Source organism: Niallia sp. FSL R7-0648 (assembly GCF_038007005.1).
Taxonomy (GTDB): Bacteria; Bacillota; Bacilli; order Bacillales; family Cytobacillaceae; genus Niallia; species Niallia circulans.
In genome coordinates this window covers 275,288-292,257 of sequence record NZ_JBBOWE010000001.1, presented here as the reverse complement: position 1 = coordinate 292,257, position 16,970 = coordinate 275,288, and the positions used below count along the sequence as shown (strand labels likewise).

The window sequence follows — 16,970 nt, the reverse complement described above, 5'->3', positions numbered from 1 at the left end:
TGGATCTCTCCCTATCTGATTTGATTAAAGCTGGATTTTGAAATCGGATAAGTTTCTAATTTGCTAGCATTCGCTTTTTTCTCACCTCGAAGTTTTGGAAGTTTATATGTTACTCCCACTTTAACCTGCTGCATTTCTTTTACTCCTTGAATAATTAGTTGCATCGCAAAAATCGATAACATAAAAGCAACTAAAATATAGAAATACCAAAAGCGTCCTGAGGATATTGTACTTCTTCCTACTTGTCCAATTAATCCAGACCACTCATAGGTACTAGACATTGGCGGATCAGGAAACAATGGATCAAAAGATACTTTAGTACCGCCAAAGAAGTAATTAAAAAGACCTAGATGCATAAATATTAGCAACACTTGAATAAACTGCTGCCCAAATAGAATCGTCAAACGAGCGCTTATATGTGGTAAAACATGTCTTGTAAAAAGCTTAAGCTTATTTCCGCCTAATACTTTTGCACTGATTATAAATTCATTTTCCAAGACATGGTTCATTTCTTTTCCGATAAGAACTGTAGTTAGCGGGAGCACCAGTATTGTTAATATCAGTGTTTCTAATAAAATACGCTCTGTAAAAGTGTTTGTGTATCCTTCTATAGTTGGTACAAGTATGGGCCTTAATAGTATATAAGCAACAAGACTCAACGGCATAAAGTGTATAGAATCAGATAATTTTGCGAAAATACTTTGCAAGCCCTTAGTAAAATAGAAGGAATAAAATATAGCCAATATTAATCCTCCTATCACGCGTAAAAAAGCAATCAAGAGAGCAAAAAACAATGTATACTTTGCACCCACCACAAGTTGATCAAATAAGCTGTATCCTAATTTATCCGATCCAAAAAAGAAAGGTTCAGTTGGTGCATGCGGCATAGCAGAAATTAGCGTAGATCCATCATCCGCATAATACAATCTGATTTGGTCAATATGATTATCTGTTATAAGAGAATACGCTACACTATAGCCGATTACACCAATAAAAAATAAACTACCTAAAGCAAACTTCCAATTTTTCATGTATGAACCAAATACTTGAAGAAACTTTATAAAGGGCCTCCCCACGGAAAATGTATGCCATTTTATAAGGCTTATTGAATCCCTAATATTTTTAAAATAAATTTTCACTGATGCAACCAGATTATTTATTCTCCAATGATACTTCCAAGCGTTTTTCTTCACATCTTTCATTGTTTCTTTTTCTTCCCTTACAACCTCCTCCATTAATTGAAAGAATACAAAGAAAGGAGTAAAGATTAATAAGAGCGAGACAGCGATGGTGATAGGAGTAAAATTCTCTACAAGAAAATAGGTAATTCCATGAACATTAAACAAACGTTCCATTATAAATTGACTAGAAAGCATCCCCCAGATAATAATCTTTAAATGGTGATAGGAAATCGGAATAATATTACGCAGTATATGCTTAAGTAAAATGGCAATATTGGCAATCCCTTTGCTTCTGGCAAAAGTAACGTAGACCTTTAAATATTCTTCTTCCATCATTAAAAGCAATATTTTAAATAGCGAAACAGCAGGTATAATAGCTAACGTAATAATTGGGGCTAAGTAGGCTTCATTGGAGTAGCTTGCCACCGCAAATATCTCTACACCCGTTTTCATATAGATAACAACTACTATTGTTTGCAAAAGTGTAGCAATAATAATATCTGGAATTGATTCTATTAAATCCAGAAATCTTTTTAATGGCTGTAACAGAAACTTCGGCAGAAAAAAGGATGATAAGGATAAAATAAAAGCAACGAAGCATCCGAGGAGAATAGCGCAAAGCAAAATTTCCATCGAATAAATAAAAGCTGGCCAGAGTACATCTAATATTGGTTTTTGATCTACACCATTTAATGTGTATACCCAGCCTTCTTTTTGAAAAAATTCCTTCGACAAAAAGGAGAATAGAGTGGAGAAATATCCCTCTCCCTCAGGAAAATCTCTCATTTGAAAGTATTTTGGAAAAACACTTAATGCTAGTATCGCAATAGTTCCTAGTAAATAATAGATAATAATTTTCGCGAATTTTCTCATTGATCCCCTTTTCTCCTATCTAAATATTTATACTATTCAAATTATATGGATATATTAATCAATTATCAACCTATTTTTTCCAAACCATAGGATAAAAAAATGGGGCTTCTAATTTAATTAATAGAAGTGAAGTCTATATATTTATTTGGATAACCGAGGGAATTTCAATCCTATCTTTGCTCTTTTCAGCCAAACAGATCTTCTACTTCTTCTCATCAACCAGCCTTTTCTGCAAGAAATATTGTTTAACACCTTCCGAAAAGTTATCTAATGTCCCAAATACTTCATAGCCATGCTTCTCATAAAAGGCCGGAGCTTGAAAGCTGAACGTATCAAGGTAAATAAATGTACATGCTTTTTCTAATGCAGCTTGTTCCATTTTTGCCAGCAGTTCGCTTCCATATCCTTTTTTTCTGACACTCGTGTCCACCCATAAGAAATCAATATGCATATGCTGCCAAAACATATGACCAGTAATACCTGCCTTGATTATGCCCTCATCATCTTTTACAACAAAACTAATATTTTCATAGGGGCTTTTTAATTTTTCTGGTAGTTGCTCCATATTATAAGCAACCAGTTTTCTTCGAATATAATCACTATCTTCCTGAACCCATTGCTGGATAATTTCCATTATGTCATCCTCTTCTCTTCTTTATTTTTTCAGCAAATAAACTAAACATTTCCCTGACAGCCTCTTTCGGAACTTCTTGATAAGCATCCCCTAAGCTGATTTCAAAGGATGAGTTTTTCTCGTCAATCTCCTTCACATAGCCGCTTATTCCAATTCCTGCTATCTCATGAACAACAGTTAAAATTTGTTCTACTTCTTCTTTTCCCAACTCAAAATGAACGTGGAACATATTAGACACTGGTACAACCGGAAGAGTGCGAACTCCTTCGCACCCATTAAATAGTGCGGCCAGCTCTTTAGCAGATTCATAGTATTCAGCCATTTTCGAAGCGCGTTTTTCATAATAATAGGCAGCAGACAAAATATACGGATACAAACTGATTAAATCACCGCCATATCTTCGCTTCCAAACCTTGGATTGACTAGTAAAATCAGCATTCCCCGCAAGTATGGCCCCAGCAATTCCCCCAATTCCTTTATAAAAAGACAGATAGACACTATCAAACAATGCACATACTTCTGCAGCAGTTTTTTGATAATAAGGGAGCACCTCTAATAATCTTGCACCATCAAGATGGAGTTTAATGCCTTGTTCTTTACAATAGAATGAAATTTGTTCTAATGTTTCAAAGCTTGGTAGTTGTCCCCCAATTTCTCGCTGCGGCAATTCTAACAGCACACAGGCAACTCCACGCTCCATCTCTTTAATATCATCTAACCCTATTACTCTAGTCTCATCGGCCAAAAGAATCGTTTCTATTTTATGAAGCTTCTTTAATCCATCTTGTTCATGTATTTCTAAATGACTTAATGGGTGATAAGCGACTTTTCCTAAATCTTTTTCATCACACCATATACGGAGTGCGATTTGCTGTGCCATTGTCCCACTGGGAAAAAATACAGCCGTTTCTTTTCCTAATAGATCAGCCATTTTTTGCTGAAAGTCTTCTATTATTTTTCCTTGTCCGTAAATATCACTTTCTGCATTTTCATCTATTTCTTGTAACGCTTCTTTTAATACTTGGACATTTCTTTTGCCATGATTGCCTAGTTTATAGGTTGTTTTGTTATAGGATTCCCTTAATATATTTGTCATTCTTTCCCCTACTCCCACTCAGAATATTTCGACTATAGAATAACTATAGCACTTTTATATTCTGCGATGTATTTTTTATCCGTTTATTCTTTTGTTTCCCTACAAAAAGCGACCGAGCCCACTTCTATTTCATAAATGAGTATTTCGACATTTCTCTGTTCCCTTTTCTCCTCCTCCAACCACAAAAAGAACAGTAATCTCTCTCATAAGAAATTACTGTTCCTTGCCTTTAATTATAGCAACTGTGCATTTGTATGATTGACGGTTGCTTCTCCTATATCTGTTTCCCGCTTGAATAAGCGCGTGTATACTCCATTATTATTCTGTAACAGTTCTGTATGGGTGCCTTCTTCGACAATTACTCCATTATCTAATACGATAATACGATCTGCGGCTAATACGGTTGATAACCGGTGAGAAATAATGAATATCGTTTGTTTCTTCGTTGTTTTCAAAACCGCTTCATTAATTTTCGCCTCTGTAATTGGATCTAGTGCCGAACTTGCTTCATCCAAAACAAGAATCGGCGCATCCTTTAGAATGGCCCTTGCTAAGGACAGACGCTGTTTTTGACCGCCAGAGAGAAGGCTTCCTCTTTCGCCAACTTTTGTATTTAGTCCATCTGGAAGGGAGTCTACTAATTCACCTAAACCGCTCGCACGGAGAACCTCATCCAATTCTTCCTCTGTTGCCTCTTTTTTGCCGATTCGTAAATTATCTGCTAATGTCCCACTTCGCATTAATACATCTTGGGTGACAATGGCCATTTGGGAGCGAAGCCAATCTGTATCCCATTCTTTAATTTCTCGACCATCTACTTCAATCGATCCTTCTGTCGTATCATATAATCGAAACAGCAAGTCAATAATCGTTGATTTCCCTGAACCACTTGGTCCAACTAACGCTATCTTTTCTCCTGCCTTAATGGTAAATGAAACACCCTTTAAGACATTCTCCTCTTTATCAGGGTAAACAAAGGAAACATCTTTCAAACGAACGTCACCCTTTGCTCTTGTTCCCTTCAACCCTTGCTTCGTTTCTGCTTCCGATACTGGTTGTGACAGCAAAATATCCGAGCGATCCAACGCTGGTCCTGTTCTTCTGACCGAAAGCCAATTCCGAAGAAGTCGCTGCATTTCATTTGCTGCAATAGTTACTAAGCCACCTGCCGTAAGCATTTGACCACTTGTTAAATCGTTATTCCAAATAAGTAATGTACTAATAAAATATACTAGACCTAATGCAAAACCATTATAACTTGCAATCACTACAACCGATTGCATTCTTGCTTTTAATTCTTTTAGAGAATGTTTCACAAAAGAATCCCTAATGGAAATAACACTTTCCACTTCACTATCGGAAACACCCATTACTCGGGAAAGATGAATACCTGTTACAGATTCTCTTAATCTCTCTAAATATCTAGAGGCTTCTGCCCGAGCGTCCGCTGATGCTGCTCTCGTTCTTGCGCCAACATAGTTCGATGCCCAATAAAAAAGGATTCCAAGCACAACACTTGTGATCATTAAATACGGGTGAATGAAAAGTAGAACGATACTATAAATCACTACCCCTTGTGCACTCGCCATAAAAGTTGACCCTTCCCATGCTAAAAAATTATGAAGGGTATCTGGATCATCCGAAGTTCGTGCTAGCAATTCTCCAGATGAATTGTTTTGATAAAACGAAAAAGGCAGTACTTGCAGATGTCCAAATAATCGTAGTTTTTGCCTATTTGTAACAGACTTTGCTGTAATATGGCAAAAATACTCATCAATTATCATCATTCCTAAATCTAATACAGCAGATAATACCAATAACCACATTAATCCCCATAACCATGTATGATTCTCACTTGGCAGGATGGTATCAATGAGCCAGCTCAATGCTAAAGTTGGTATTAATGCAGAAAAAACTTGGCTAATCGCAATAACGATAGAATCGCCAATTACCCATTTCTTATAAGGCATTAAAAATCGAATAACACGTTTGCCGTCGCCCATTTGCTTTTGGTTGGAGATTTTCTGCTTACTCATCCAATCATCTCCTTTTCTAGCTCGCTATATTGTGCTCGATATAATTGGTAATACTGCCCTTTTAACGCTAGCAGCTCTTCATGAGTTCCTTGTTCGGCAACCATTCCTTGATCAAGCAAAAGGATAGTATCTGCCTTTCTAACGGTTATCAAGCGATGGGCAATCGTAATGGTTGTTCTCCCTGGAATTAACTGTTCCAGCGATTCTTGAACCTTCTCTTCTGTTTCCCCATCTAGGGATGACGTCGCTTCGTCAAAAATCAATACTGGCGGCTGGCGCAATATCGCTCGTGCAAGGGCAACCCTCTGTCTTTGACCTCCAGATAGTTTTAAACCGCGTTCTCCGACAATCGTTTCATATTTATCCTCTAAAGAATCAATCAGCTCTTTTAACCCTGCCGCTTCCACAGCCTGTTCCAGCTCTTCCATCGTTGCATCTGGTTTACCATATAAAAGATTGTTGCGAAGCGTACTATTTAATAGAAAGGTTTCTTGTGAGACCACACCTACCTGTCTGCGAAAACTATTGCGATTATAAGCAAAGAGATCTTTTCCATCGATGGTGACAGAACCTTTCTCCGGTTCATATAATCCCAGCAGTATTTGAATAAGTGTACTCTTTCCGCCCCCACTCGTTCCAACAATACCGATATGCTTTCCTTTCTCTACCGATACCGACACACCTTTTAATACTTGCTTCTCACTTCCTGGATAGGAGAACCAAATATTATGTAAATCAATTTCCCCTTGGACTGAACCAACATTCGGAAGATTTTGTTCATGCTCTTCTGGCAGATCAAAATATTCGTAGATTCGTTGTAAAGCAGGAATCGCCTGCTGAATCGTTAAAGCATTTTCCGCTAAGGAACGAACTGGCTGAAACATAATCGGAATAAAATTCAAGCAGGAAATAAGAGTTCCAACCGTAATATTCCCTTGCCAAATTGCCAATCCGCCAATAAGCATCACCACACCAGGTGTAGCAATATTAAATAAATTTCCAAGACGCCAATTGACTTTTCCGATTAAAGCTGCCCGGATAGAATAATTTTTCCAATTTGTTAGTTTCTGCTCTTGAGTTGCTATTTCGTCTTTTTGTGTTTGATAGGTTCTTACTAGTCGAACACTCTCAATGCTTTCCTGGAGATGCTGATACATATCTGCACTCATGTCTCTTTGTACGGCACTCATCTTCCGCATGGTCTTCCCTAATTTAAAGGATGGAAAAATATAAATAGCAAATACTGCGAACATCACAATCGCTGCTGGCCAATATATTGCAAATACGGTGATAAAAGCCGCTACCGCACTAATCACTTGCTGAAGAATCCGAGGTACCACAGTATTGTTCAAATTCTGAATAGATTCTACATCATGGGTCAGGCGATATAACATGTCTCCACGAGGTGTATTCGAGAAAAAGGACATCGGTGTTCGATGAAGCCTTTTAAAGGCACGAATCTGCATATCTGTAATAACATCAAAGCCAATCTTCACCTGTACAAATTCTTGTAAGGATTCAAATAGCGCTTTTCCTAAAAATGCTGCTAATATTCCGAAAACAATCCATAATATAAAGGCTATCGCTTTATCACCGATTACTTCGTCTACCAATTTCCCGACAAGGATTGGAGGTAGAATCGTAAACGCACCGCCAACTAATGAGAAAAATAAGGCAATCAGTAACTTGCGCCAATATGGTTTAAAATGCTGTAAAGTAGTTCTTAATAAGTTCATTCTTTCTCCTCCCCACAAAGAGTTATTGTATTACAAATAATGAAAATATTCACCATAATTTCTAAAAATTTTTCGGATTATGAAATTTCTTTCTTTTTAAAATAAAAAAGCTACCTTAATAGTAGCTTTTTTCAGCTTATGGTTTTGGATTGATTGTCCAGGCTAAGCCAAACATCATAATGAAGAAAACGAAAATAAAAATACTAAGAGAAATACCTATAATCGCAAACGCCCTTGACCTATTTCTTGTAAATAAACCAATTATCCCTAATAGCAAACTAATGAATGGGATTTTTGTAAAGACTAATTCAGGAAAAATATCCACCTCAAAAATAAGCCCTAAGTTTATTCCTGTTAATGCAACTAAGCTTAATAAAAAGGAAACAAGTCCAGTCCATGTATTTTTTGTTGATCTTATTCTTTGTTTTTTCAATACCAATTCCATAACCTCACTTCCCCTAGCTTCATTCCTTTAACCATATCGTTGTCCTGCAGCTTAACAAGCGATTCTTTTGGACCTGTTACAACAGCTCCATAAATGTGAATACCATTTTTCTGCAGATAGGCGATTCTCTCGGGCAAAGCCAGGGGTCTTTCCGCAATCGTTTCTGCCGTTTCTTGATTTTTGCTTAGCAACGTAAGTATTTCCATGAATTGCTTACTGTTTATTTCATCGCTATTAAAAGGAGACCAATTATCAGGATCTTCTTGTGCCGGATATCCAATAGGGGAAATATAATCGCCATCTGCACTTAAATTTTTCTCTTCTAAACCTGTATCAACTGCGAACCAAATTAAATCTATATCCTTTGGAAATTCACTAAAAAGCTCTTTTTCTGTATATAATTGGTCAAATGAAACAAAAGCCTCTGCAACAGTTCCATCCGGCAATCCTTTTAATACCGTTTCGTCTTGTTTAACTGTATAAGGAATGGCTCTATGGGGGTGAAATAATACTTCCTTATCCTCATCGCGGTATTCAGTAAATGGTTTTTCTGTAATAAAACTTGTATCTGGAAAAGAAGGCGTACTAAAGGTGAAGTGAGCCTTTGAATCTCCAATTCGAACATCCTTTTTTCCTACCCTTTTATATAGATCATAGGATAAATCCATATTGAAGAAGCCTATCTTGCTGTCAATCTCCACTTCTTCTAAGCTTACATTCGGTTTGGTAATATAAATCGTTTTGTCCATGATATCAATTAAATCATTCGCCTTATTTCCTATTCCGTAGTAAAGATAGCTCCCTAGCGTTGCAGCCGGGATGATAAGGAGGAGAATGGTAAGACTATATAAAATGTTGGTAAGTCTTGCCTCCACTTTCCCTCTTCTTACAATCAATTGCTGATCCTTATCTGTAAATGGGATCTCTGCTTCAAATTCATCTATTGCCTCTTGGATTTTATTTAGATAATCTTTCTCTTCTTCTTCTTTAAATCCATCTTTTTTCATAAGTTACCTGCCTTTCTTTCCCATGCTATTTTCCTCTGCCTTTTGAACCATCCTGTTCAATTTTTTTCTTCCGCGGAAGACATGGCTCTTCACCGTATTTTCTTTTAGATTTAGCACTGCAGCTGCTTCTTTATAAGGAAACTGATGGAAATCACACAAAATAATCGCATTTGCTTCTTTCTCTGAAAGCTGGGATATATAGTATAAGAGCTGATTAAAGCTTTCTTTATGCACGATTTTACTTTCTGGTGTGGAATTGTTTATTTCCTCCTGAAAGGATTCCTTTAGAACAATTCGTTTTCTTTTTCGGGTGTAATCGATAAATGCATGATAAGCTACTTTGAATAACCATGGCTTGATTTCCAGAATGTCATAAGTATCTAATTGTTTATATGCTCGGTAGAAGGCATCTTGTACCAAGTCCTCTGCAGTATGATGGTCCTTTGAAAGGGAATATAGATAACGATATAATTCATTTACATACATGCGATATGCATCATCTAGCTCCAAACTTTTTCCCCCTTTCACCTAGACCACGTTTCATTCATACATAAAGTTGCACTTTTTGTAAAAAAATTCATTTTACGTTTATCCCAGTGTACCGAACCGTCAAATATAGGCGCAACCTTATGAGAAGAAGGCAAAAAAATCCCCTCCGCAAGCAGAGGGGATTTCGAGGTAGTTATCGAGCACTAGCACTCACCTAAACTATTCTTTTTAATAGCTTGCCTTACTTCCAATCAAAAACAAAATCATCATCTGATATAGGTTCTACTTTTGTCGCTTTGACATAACCATTTCCTTTTACAGAAAAGAAGTCATGGTTCTTTGTATCTGTCTTCATGCCATTTTCAACAATCGGGTTGATTGGTTCGGAAGGATAGACAGGTTCATAGCCAAGATTCATACAAGCTTTATTGGCATTGTAACGGATAAATTTATTTACTTCCTCGACTAATCCGATATGCTGATATAAATCCTGTGTATATTCCAATTCATTCTCATATAGAGAGTCTAGTAATGCTAATCTTTCGCGAGTAGCTTGTTCTTGTTCCTCTGGTGTCAATTGTGCATATAATTCTTGAGCGAGAAGCCCAACATAGACCCCATGAATGCTCTCATCCCGAATGATTAAGTTAATGATCTCACCTGAAGCAGTTAGCTTTCCTTGTCCAGCTAAAAATAGAGGATAAAAGAAACCGGAATAGAAAAGGAATGATTCCAAATAAACGGAAGCAACCATTGCCATATATAGATCATATTTGTTTATTTTCGGGCTAAACAGCTTCTGGTAATATTCAGAGATACGTTTTCCCTTTGCTTGTAGCTGTGGGTGATTATGCACCCAATTAAATACTTCGTCAATTTCTTCCTCAGACGCTAATGTAGTAAAAATAGTGGAATACGATTTAGCATGGATTTGCTCCATCATCCCCATAAAAGAAAGAACGCCCTTACGCTGCAATCCTTCAATGTGCATGCCAATTAGCGGCATTCCCTCGCCACCTTGCTCTGTATCCAGCAGCGTAAGACCACCAAGTACTTTTTTGTAAGTATCTTGCTCCTCTTTCGACAATTCCACCCAAGTATTTTTATCAGAAGAAAGGCTGATTTCTTCTGGCAGCCAAAACTGTCTAGTATTCTGTGTATAGAACATTTGTGTGAAATCATCTTCATGCTGATTCCAGTTAACAGCATACTTTGTCATTTTATTACCCCCAGTAATTCCAGAAAACAGGAGGAGTTTCCTCCTCCTACTTCTTCATTCTTCTCTTAAACGGCACATGCAATGCACTCATCAATAGCTAGATTGCGAGTTCTTGTATAGTAAAGTGATTTTAATCCAATTTCATTTGCATAAATATAATAACGAGCTAATTCTTTCGTAGAAACATCTGAGTTTACGTAAAGAATCGTTGATATCCCTTGGTCAACATGCTCTTGAGCTGCAGCGATTAAGTCCATTACCTTGAATTGGTTCATATCAAACGCTGATTTATAATACCAGAAGTTCGTTTCATCCATATATGGCATCGGATAATAAGTCGTAGAGTTAGCATAAGTGCGAGACTCAATTTGGTTAACAACCGGCATTACCGATGCTGTCGCATTTTGGATATACCCTATTGACTGGGTTGGTGCAACAGCCAAGCGATACGCATTATACATCCCATGTTTTTGCACTTGTGCAGCTAATTCTGCCCAGTCTTCACAAGTTGGAATATAAATACCTGCAAATAGTTCTTTTACTTTGTCTGTTTTCGGAGCAAAGCTTACTTGTTTATATTTTTCAAAATAAGTTCCTTTAGCATACTCCGATTTTTCGAACTCTTTAAATGTTTCTTCTCTTTCTTTAGCTATTAACATGCTCTTCTCAATAGAATAGAAGTTCATCATCATAAAGAAAGTAGCAGTAAAATCTTTTGCTTCTTCTGACTCATAGCTAATCTTGTTTTTCGCTAAATAGCCATGAAGGTTCATCGCCCCTAAACCGACTGCATGAAGTTCTTCATTAGCTTTTTTAACAGATGGAGCATTTTGAATGTCTGAAATATTTGATACAGTAGTTAATGCTTCAATACCAACATGAACAGAATCTCTGAATACTTCGCCTGGCTTCATCACATTTGGGATGTTTAAAGAGCCTAAGTTACAGTTAATATCACGGCGAATAATATCTTCTTGTCCATAATCCGTAATTTCTGATGTCTCTTGAAGCTGGAAAATCTCTGTACATAAATTACTCATTTTAATTTGTCCAATATCTTTAAGAGCATGTCCTTTATTGGCATTTGATTTATTCATAAAATATGGATAACCAGACTCCAATTGGATTTGTGCGATTTTTGTCAGCATTTCACGTGCAGACATAATGACACGTTTTTTCACGTTCGGATTAGCTACAAGCTCCTCATACATTTCATCCATTCTCATGTCATCCATATGAATGCCATATTCCTTGTACACACTGAATGGTGCGAATACGTATAGGTCTTTGTTTTCTTTCGCTAATTGGAAGAATTTATTTTCCACAATTAAGCCGATTGAAAGTGTTTGGATCCGCGACTTCTCGTCGGCATTGATTTTCTTTGTATCTAAGTATTCCACAATGTCCCAATGGAAAATATTTAAGTAGACAGCACCTGCGCCTTTTCGCTGCCCCAATTGGTTTGCATAAGAAAAAGTATCTTCTAGAAGCTTCATGACAGGCACTACACCTGATGCAGCATTATCAATTCCTTTTATTTGCTCATTGCGGGCACGAAGCTTCGAAAGGTTAAGGGCTACGCCTCCTCCTATTTTCGATAGCTGTCCAGATGTATTAATATTATGGAAAATCGAATTTAAAGAGTCGTCCATTTCTAATAAGAAGCAAGAAACCATCTCACCACGGCGACTTCTACCTGCATTCAAGAAAGTAGGTGTAGCAGGCTGGTAACGCTGTTCAATCATTGCGATTGCATTTTTCTTTGCTTTTTCGAAATCACCTTGTCCCAAGAATAAAGCAACAATAATAATTCGGTCCTCATATGTTTCAAGGTATTGCTTCTTGTCATTTGTTTTTAAGGCATAATCTTTATAAAATTTGGATATGGCCATATAGGATTGAAACTCAAATTCATATGCATATACAAGCTTTGTAATTTCCTCAATTTCCGAAATCTTGTATTGTTCTAAAACCTGTGGATAATAGAAGTCCTCTTCCACCATATATTTAAATCTTTGTTCAATAGAGTCAAAACGAATCAATTTTGGATTGATTTCAGATTCTAGAAATTCAGCAACAGCTTCTTTATCTTTTTCGAGGCGGAAAAACCCCTTTTCATTAAGCTGTGTCACTTCGTTGTTTAGTTCTATATGTCTCATAGCTAATACTTTGCACCCTTTCTCTAACTATCTCTACATCTTCAGGCATACCACTCATTTCAAATTTATGTAAGATTGGTACTCCGTACATGGTTGATATTTTATTAGCACTTAAAGCAAAATTCTGGCCCCAGTTTTTATTTCCACTGGCAACTACAGCATGAAGGTTTGGATGATTTATTTTAAGGAAGTCTAAAGTTGTTTGAGGAACTTGTCCCATCCCGGTTGTGTAAGTTAATAGTATATATGGTTCATGAACTTTTAACCCAGCGCTTATCTCGATTCCTTTATTTGCTGGAAGTCCTAATTTATTAAAAAATCTTCGTACATTTCCCGTCTTACTGTCATAAACAATAAGCACTAATTCTCCCTCCTTGCAAAGACTTGAATAAAAAAAAGAAAAAAAGCTATATTTTAAGCAATACGCTCCATTTCTTACAAAGTCTACTAAATATAGATAGATGTCGATATTCCGTTTCAATATATTGTGTCTAAGACTATATAATCCTTTTTTGAGGTAAGAGTCAATAACGTACTTTTATATTTTTTTGTCAACAATTATCGCTTAAATTTGATAGATTTTTATATTTCCTTGTCGAATAATTTTGAATGAATTTAACTAACATTTGATACAGACTGTTTTCATTCGACTTTTCATTTAAAAAGAAGGCTCTTACTTTTTTATCACCCTAAAAAATATTTGTCTTTAGATAAACGCTAAAAAATTTTTATTACTCTTTTGCATAAGTTCATCTTATAAAAAAATTTTATTTTTCCATTTAAATTCAAAAGTTTATTATAAGGTTGCAGCCAATTTTTTTCCATACATTTTTTGCTTTTTTCTTTCCCTTCTCTTAAAAAGATTACACCTTTTTCTCTAAAAAATATTTGTTTGTACTTTTATTCATAAAGAAAGAAGGCAGCAATGTGCTGCCTCCCTTTATCTCACTCGATATTTCATTCTTATTAGTCCTACCACTTTTTATCAGGACAGCTTTTTTTGTCTAAGCTAGCACGGAAGCGAACAAAACATCCGCATTTTCCACATGTATGCTGATTTAGGTGTTCGCATTTGGCACATATGCTCAATCGCAGCTCTCTTATTTCCTCTCGCGCTAAATCTACTTCGAAAGAAAGCTGTTCTTGAACAAGTGTATCAACATCTAATTGACTAACTTGTTCCTTTAGCTCGCAGCCTACACAAGCCATCTTAGTTTTCCTTTGTTATGATGCTTGCAACACTCATAGGCGGTAAAGTAACCTTTAATGTTCCTTTCTCTACTATATAGCTAGTAAACTCTTTTTTTGCTACAGCCTCTGGTTCTTCAAATGTATTATGGGCATTCATTGTATCTGCCGTAATATATTCTGCTTCCACTATTTCAAACTCCCCTTTTTCTCTGGAAAGGGTAATTTCTCTCGTTTCCGTTAAATCATAGTTACATAGAGAAACGGTTAATTTTCCATCCTTCTTAGAAACTGTATATGTTACATGATTACTTTCATCCCCATAAGAATCAACTAACTCTGCATCCTGATGATGTTTATACAAATCAAAAACATGATAAGTAGGGGTTTTGATCATTTTCTCCCCTTCTGTTAATAGCATTGCCTGCAAAACGTTCACCATCTGCGCAATATTTGCCATATGAACTCGGTCTGCATGCTTATGGAAAATATTTAATGTAATTGCAGCAAGCATAGCATCACGAATAGTATTTTGCTGATATAAGAAGCCAGGGTTTGTTCCAGGTTCTACGTTATACCAAGCTCCCCACTCGTCTACAATTAAACCAACACGTTTTTCGGGATCATATTTATCCATTATTGTACTGTGTTTTGTAATCAATTCGTCCATGTACTGAGCATGCTCTAATACAGAATACCACTGTTCTTCTGGAAAATTTACAGCATCGCCTTTATCCTGCCATACTCTGGTTGGAATGGAGTAATGGTGCAGGCTGATTCCATCCATAAATCTTGCTGCATTTTTCATTAATACTTCTGTCCAATTATAGTCATCTACATTTGCCCCACAGGCAATTTTGTAGATATTATGCTCTCCATATTTCCGAACATAGGTCTGATATCTCCGGTAAAGGTCCGCATAATATTCTGGACGCATATTTCCGCCACAGCCCCAAGATTCATTACCTACACCAAAAAATGCTACTTTCCAAGCTTCCTCCTGGCCATTTTGCCGGCGGAGGTTTGCCATTGGAGATTCGCCATTCATGGTCATATACTCCACCCATTCTTGCATTTCTTGGACTGTACCGCTTCCTACATTCCCATTAATATACGCTTCACAATCTAATTGGCGGATCAATTCAAAAAATTCATGTGTACCAAAGTGATTATTTTCGGTTACTCCGCCCCAATGTGTATTCACTATTGTACTTCTATTCTCTATTGGTCCAATCCCGTCTTTCCAATGATATTCATCAGCAAAACAACCACCTGGCCAACGAACTACAGGAATTTGAATCTCTTTTAATGCATTTACCACATCTTTACGAATTCCATTTTCATTTGGAATATCAGAGTCGGTACCAACCCAAACACCTTCATAAATGCACCGTCCTAGATGTTCTGCAAATTGTCCATAAATATATTTACTTATTGTTGGTCCTTGCTTATCAACTAATAAATTCACTTGCATGTTGTGATTCCTCCATTTTCAATTTTTGGAAAAACAATAACAGGATACTAAGTTGTTCACAATACTATGTACGATATCCTCCTTTCTACTATTGCTAGTTACATAGTTAAAAAGATAAACTCATGACTAAAATATAATACAATAAGAAAGCGTTGTCAATAACTAGTTAGTATACTATTATGATAAAAATATTAATATTGATTAACCTGTTGGTTATATAAAATATTTGATTTTGCTATTCATTTATTCTTGTAGTAATATAATAGTAATAAAGGGGGTACCAAAGATGCAATTAGATATATCGGAAAATTCTATCCCTGTGTACGAGGTTCTATCCAGCCCTACACGAATAAACATTATTAAATTATTATCCAAGAAAAAAATGAATATTGGCGAACTCGCAAAGGAATTGAATATAAGCAGTGCAATAGTCAGTAGACATATTACAAAAATGAGTGATGCAGGTTTAGTAAAAACTGAAACGATCCCTGGCAAATCTGGTCTGCAAAAAATTGCTATCCTAAAAGTAGATCGAATCGAAATACAATTTCCTCAAAAGATTTACTCTGCTTTTGAAACCTATAAACAAGAAATTCCTGTAGGTCACTATTTTAATTTTAAAGTTTACCCTACCTGCGGCCTGGCGACTATCGCTAAAGCTATCGGCGAATACGATGATCCTAAATACTTTATGGATCCAGAAAAAAACCAAGCAGCTATCCTGTGGTTCACAAAAGGATTTATTGAATATCGTATTCCTTCCATTCTGAAAGAAAAAGATAAACTAGAGATGATTGATATTGTCTTGGAAGCTTCTTCTGAATTTCCTTATTCGAATAATGTCTGGCCTTCTGATATTACGTTTTCTTTAAACGGTAAAGAACTGTGTACATGGACCAGTCCAGGAGACTTCTCTGATACAAGAGGCCGTTTTACCCCCGGCTGGTGGCCAAATGATACCAACCAATACGGTATCTTACTTACTATCCGCATCACTAAGCATGGCGTTTATGCTGATGGCAAAAAATTATCCGATACTACCATTGATCAGTTTCGCGAAGAACAAAGTGGGATGTGGGATTTAAAAGTAGAAGTAAAAGAAGATGCAGAAAATCTTGGCGGCGTTACTTTATTTGGAAAAGGGTTTGGAAATTACGATCAAGATATAAATTTCATTACTTATTATAGTAATCCCGTGTAGTCAATCTGATAAAAGTCGTACAAATTAATAGAATAAAACTTTACGTCTAAAGAAAAGGTGTTGGAAGAAAAGCACCTTTTCTTTTTGTTTTAAATCTTCTTTTAATGAACACCACTTTTCCCTCGGTCTTCCTGGATTGTGGCTTTCATCCCCTTGATGAACACCATTTTTTCCTCGGCCTTCTTGGATTGTGGTGTTCATTTGCTTGGTGAACACCTCTTTTCCCTCTTCC

15 protein-coding genes are annotated in these 16,970 nt (G+C 36.4%); 1 reads left to right on the top strand and 14 read right to left on the bottom strand.

What is annotated here, in order from left to right; translation table 11 throughout:
* Positions 1-11: 11 nt before the first annotated feature.
* The 13 genes from NSQ89_RS01405 to NSQ89_RS01345 form a co-directional block, all read right to left on the bottom strand.
* Entirely contained in the window at positions 12-2,054 is a 2,043-nt protein-coding gene (locus NSQ89_RS01405; protein ID WP_341132127.1) for an ABC transporter permease, read from the bottom strand.
* Positions 2,055-2,256: 202 nt separating this feature from the next.
* Positions 2,257-2,688, bottom strand: a complete 432-nt coding sequence (locus NSQ89_RS01400; RefSeq protein WP_095259208.1) for a GNAT family N-acetyltransferase — start codon at positions 2,686-2,688, stop codon at positions 2,257-2,259.
* A 4-nt stretch (positions 2,689-2,692) separates the two neighbouring features.
* Positions 2,693-3,784, bottom strand: coding sequence for a threonine aldolase family protein (locus NSQ89_RS01395; protein ID WP_095320574.1), 1,092 nt, complete (start codon positions 3,782-3,784; stop codon positions 2,693-2,695).
* 233 nt (positions 3,785-4,017) lie between these two features.
* Complete coding sequence (locus NSQ89_RS01390; RefSeq protein WP_061800626.1) at positions 4,018-5,820, bottom strand: ABC transporter ATP-binding protein; 1,803 nt, start codon at positions 5,818-5,820, stop codon at positions 4,018-4,020.
* Positions 5,817-7,556, bottom strand: a complete 1,740-nt coding sequence (locus NSQ89_RS01385; protein ID WP_341132126.1) for an ABC transporter ATP-binding protein — start codon at positions 7,554-7,556, stop codon at positions 5,817-5,819. Before NSQ89_RS01385 ends, NSQ89_RS01390 begins: the two co-directional genes overlap by 4 nt.
* A gap of 136 nt (positions 7,557-7,692) precedes the next feature.
* The gene (locus NSQ89_RS01380; protein ID WP_341132125.1) at positions 7,693-8,001 is read right to left on the bottom strand and encodes a hypothetical protein; all 309 of its coding nucleotides are present in this window, start codon (positions 7,999-8,001) and stop codon (positions 7,693-7,695) included.
* The gene (locus NSQ89_RS01375) at positions 7,986-9,008 is read right to left on the bottom strand and encodes an anti-sigma factor (protein ID WP_341132124.1); all 1,023 of its coding nucleotides are present in this window, start codon (positions 9,006-9,008) and stop codon (positions 7,986-7,988) included. Before NSQ89_RS01375 ends, NSQ89_RS01380 begins: the two co-directional genes overlap by 16 nt.
* Before the next feature lie 3 nt (positions 9,009-9,011).
* Entirely contained in the window at positions 9,012-9,518 is a 507-nt protein-coding gene (locus NSQ89_RS01370) for a sigma-70 family RNA polymerase sigma factor (RefSeq protein ID WP_047945023.1), read from the bottom strand.
* 220 nt (positions 9,519-9,738) lie between these two features.
* The gene (nrdF, locus tag NSQ89_RS01365; protein ID WP_061800619.1) at positions 9,739-10,716 is read right to left on the bottom strand and encodes a class 1b ribonucleoside-diphosphate reductase subunit beta; all 978 of its coding nucleotides are present in this window, start codon (positions 10,714-10,716) and stop codon (positions 9,739-9,741) included.
* 65 nt (positions 10,717-10,781) lie between these two features.
* On the bottom strand, positions 10,782-12,875 hold the full coding sequence (nrdE, locus tag NSQ89_RS01360; RefSeq protein WP_047945021.1) for a class 1b ribonucleoside-diphosphate reductase subunit alpha: 2,094 nt from the start codon (positions 12,873-12,875) through the stop codon (positions 10,782-10,784).
* Positions 12,835-13,236 carry a class Ib ribonucleoside-diphosphate reductase assembly flavoprotein NrdI gene (gene nrdI, locus NSQ89_RS01355; protein ID WP_047945020.1) on the bottom strand — a complete coding sequence of 134 codons (402 nt, stop codon included), beginning with the start codon at positions 13,234-13,236 and terminating at the stop codon, positions 12,835-12,837. Before nrdI ends, nrdE begins: the two co-directional genes overlap by 41 nt.
* Before the next feature lie 611 nt (positions 13,237-13,847).
* Positions 13,848-14,084, bottom strand: coding sequence for a DUF6171 family protein (locus NSQ89_RS01350; protein WP_047945019.1), 237 nt, complete (start codon positions 14,082-14,084; stop codon positions 13,848-13,850).
* Between the two features lies 1 nt (position 14,085).
* Positions 14,086-15,537, bottom strand: a complete 1,452-nt coding sequence (locus NSQ89_RS01345; protein WP_095320577.1) for an alpha-N-arabinofuranosidase — start codon at positions 15,535-15,537, stop codon at positions 14,086-14,088.
* A gap of 286 nt (positions 15,538-15,823) precedes the next feature.
* Here NSQ89_RS01345 and NSQ89_RS01340 point away from each other — a divergent pair, with 286 nt between their 5' ends.
* Positions 15,824-16,738, top strand: coding sequence for an ArsR/SmtB family transcription factor (locus tag NSQ89_RS01340; protein WP_047945017.1), 915 nt, complete (start codon positions 15,824-15,826; stop codon positions 16,736-16,738).
* Between the two features lie 24 nt (positions 16,739-16,762).
* On the opposite strand, the gene NSQ89_RS01335 is transcribed toward NSQ89_RS01340, so the two are convergent.
* Positions 16,763-16,939, bottom strand: coding sequence for a hypothetical protein (locus NSQ89_RS01335; protein WP_161798425.1), 177 nt, complete (start codon positions 16,937-16,939; stop codon positions 16,763-16,765).
* Between the last annotated feature and the right edge of the window lie 31 nt (positions 16,940-16,970).

Coding starts and splice junctions, on each gene's coding strand:
- NSQ89_RS01405 (WP_341132127.1), bottom strand. CDS start 2,054: ATGAGAAAATTCGCGAAAATTATTATCTATTATTTACTAGGAACTATT.
- NSQ89_RS01400 (WP_095259208.1), bottom strand. CDS start 2,688: ATGGAAATTATCCAGCAATGGGTTCAGGAAGATAGTGATTATATTCGA.
- NSQ89_RS01395 (WP_095320574.1), bottom strand. CDS start 3,784: ATGACAAATATATTAAGGGAATCCTATAACAAAACAACCTATAAACTA.
- NSQ89_RS01390 (WP_061800626.1), bottom strand. CDS start 5,820: ATGAGTAAGCAGAAAATCTCCAACCAAAAGCAAATGGGCGACGGCAAA.
- NSQ89_RS01385 (WP_341132126.1), bottom strand. CDS start 7,556: ATGAACTTATTAAGAACTACTTTACAGCATTTTAAACCATATTGGCGC.
- NSQ89_RS01380 (WP_341132125.1), bottom strand. CDS start 8,001: ATGGAATTGGTATTGAAAAAACAAAGAATAAGATCAACAAAAAATACA.
- NSQ89_RS01375 (WP_341132124.1), bottom strand. CDS start 9,008: ATGAAAAAAGATGGATTTAAAGAAGAAGAAGAGAAAGATTATCTAAAT.
- nrdF (WP_061800619.1), bottom strand. CDS start 10,716: ATGACAAAGTATGCTGTTAACTGGAATCAGCATGAAGATGATTTCACA.
- nrdE (WP_047945021.1), bottom strand. CDS start 12,875: ATGAGACATATAGAACTAAACAACGAAGTGACACAGCTTAATGAAAAG.
- NSQ89_RS01350 (WP_047945019.1), bottom strand. CDS start 14,084: ATGGCTTGTGTAGGCTGCGAGCTAAAGGAACAAGTTAGTCAATTAGAT.
- NSQ89_RS01345 (WP_095320577.1), bottom strand. CDS start 15,537: ATGCAAGTGAATTTATTAGTTGATAAGCAAGGACCAACAATAAGTAAA.
- NSQ89_RS01340 (WP_047945017.1), top strand. CDS start 15,824: ATGCAATTAGATATATCGGAAAATTCTATCCCTGTGTACGAGGTTCTA.
- NSQ89_RS01335 (WP_161798425.1), bottom strand. CDS start 16,939: ATGAACACCACAATCCAAGAAGGCCGAGGAAAAAATGGTGTTCATCAA.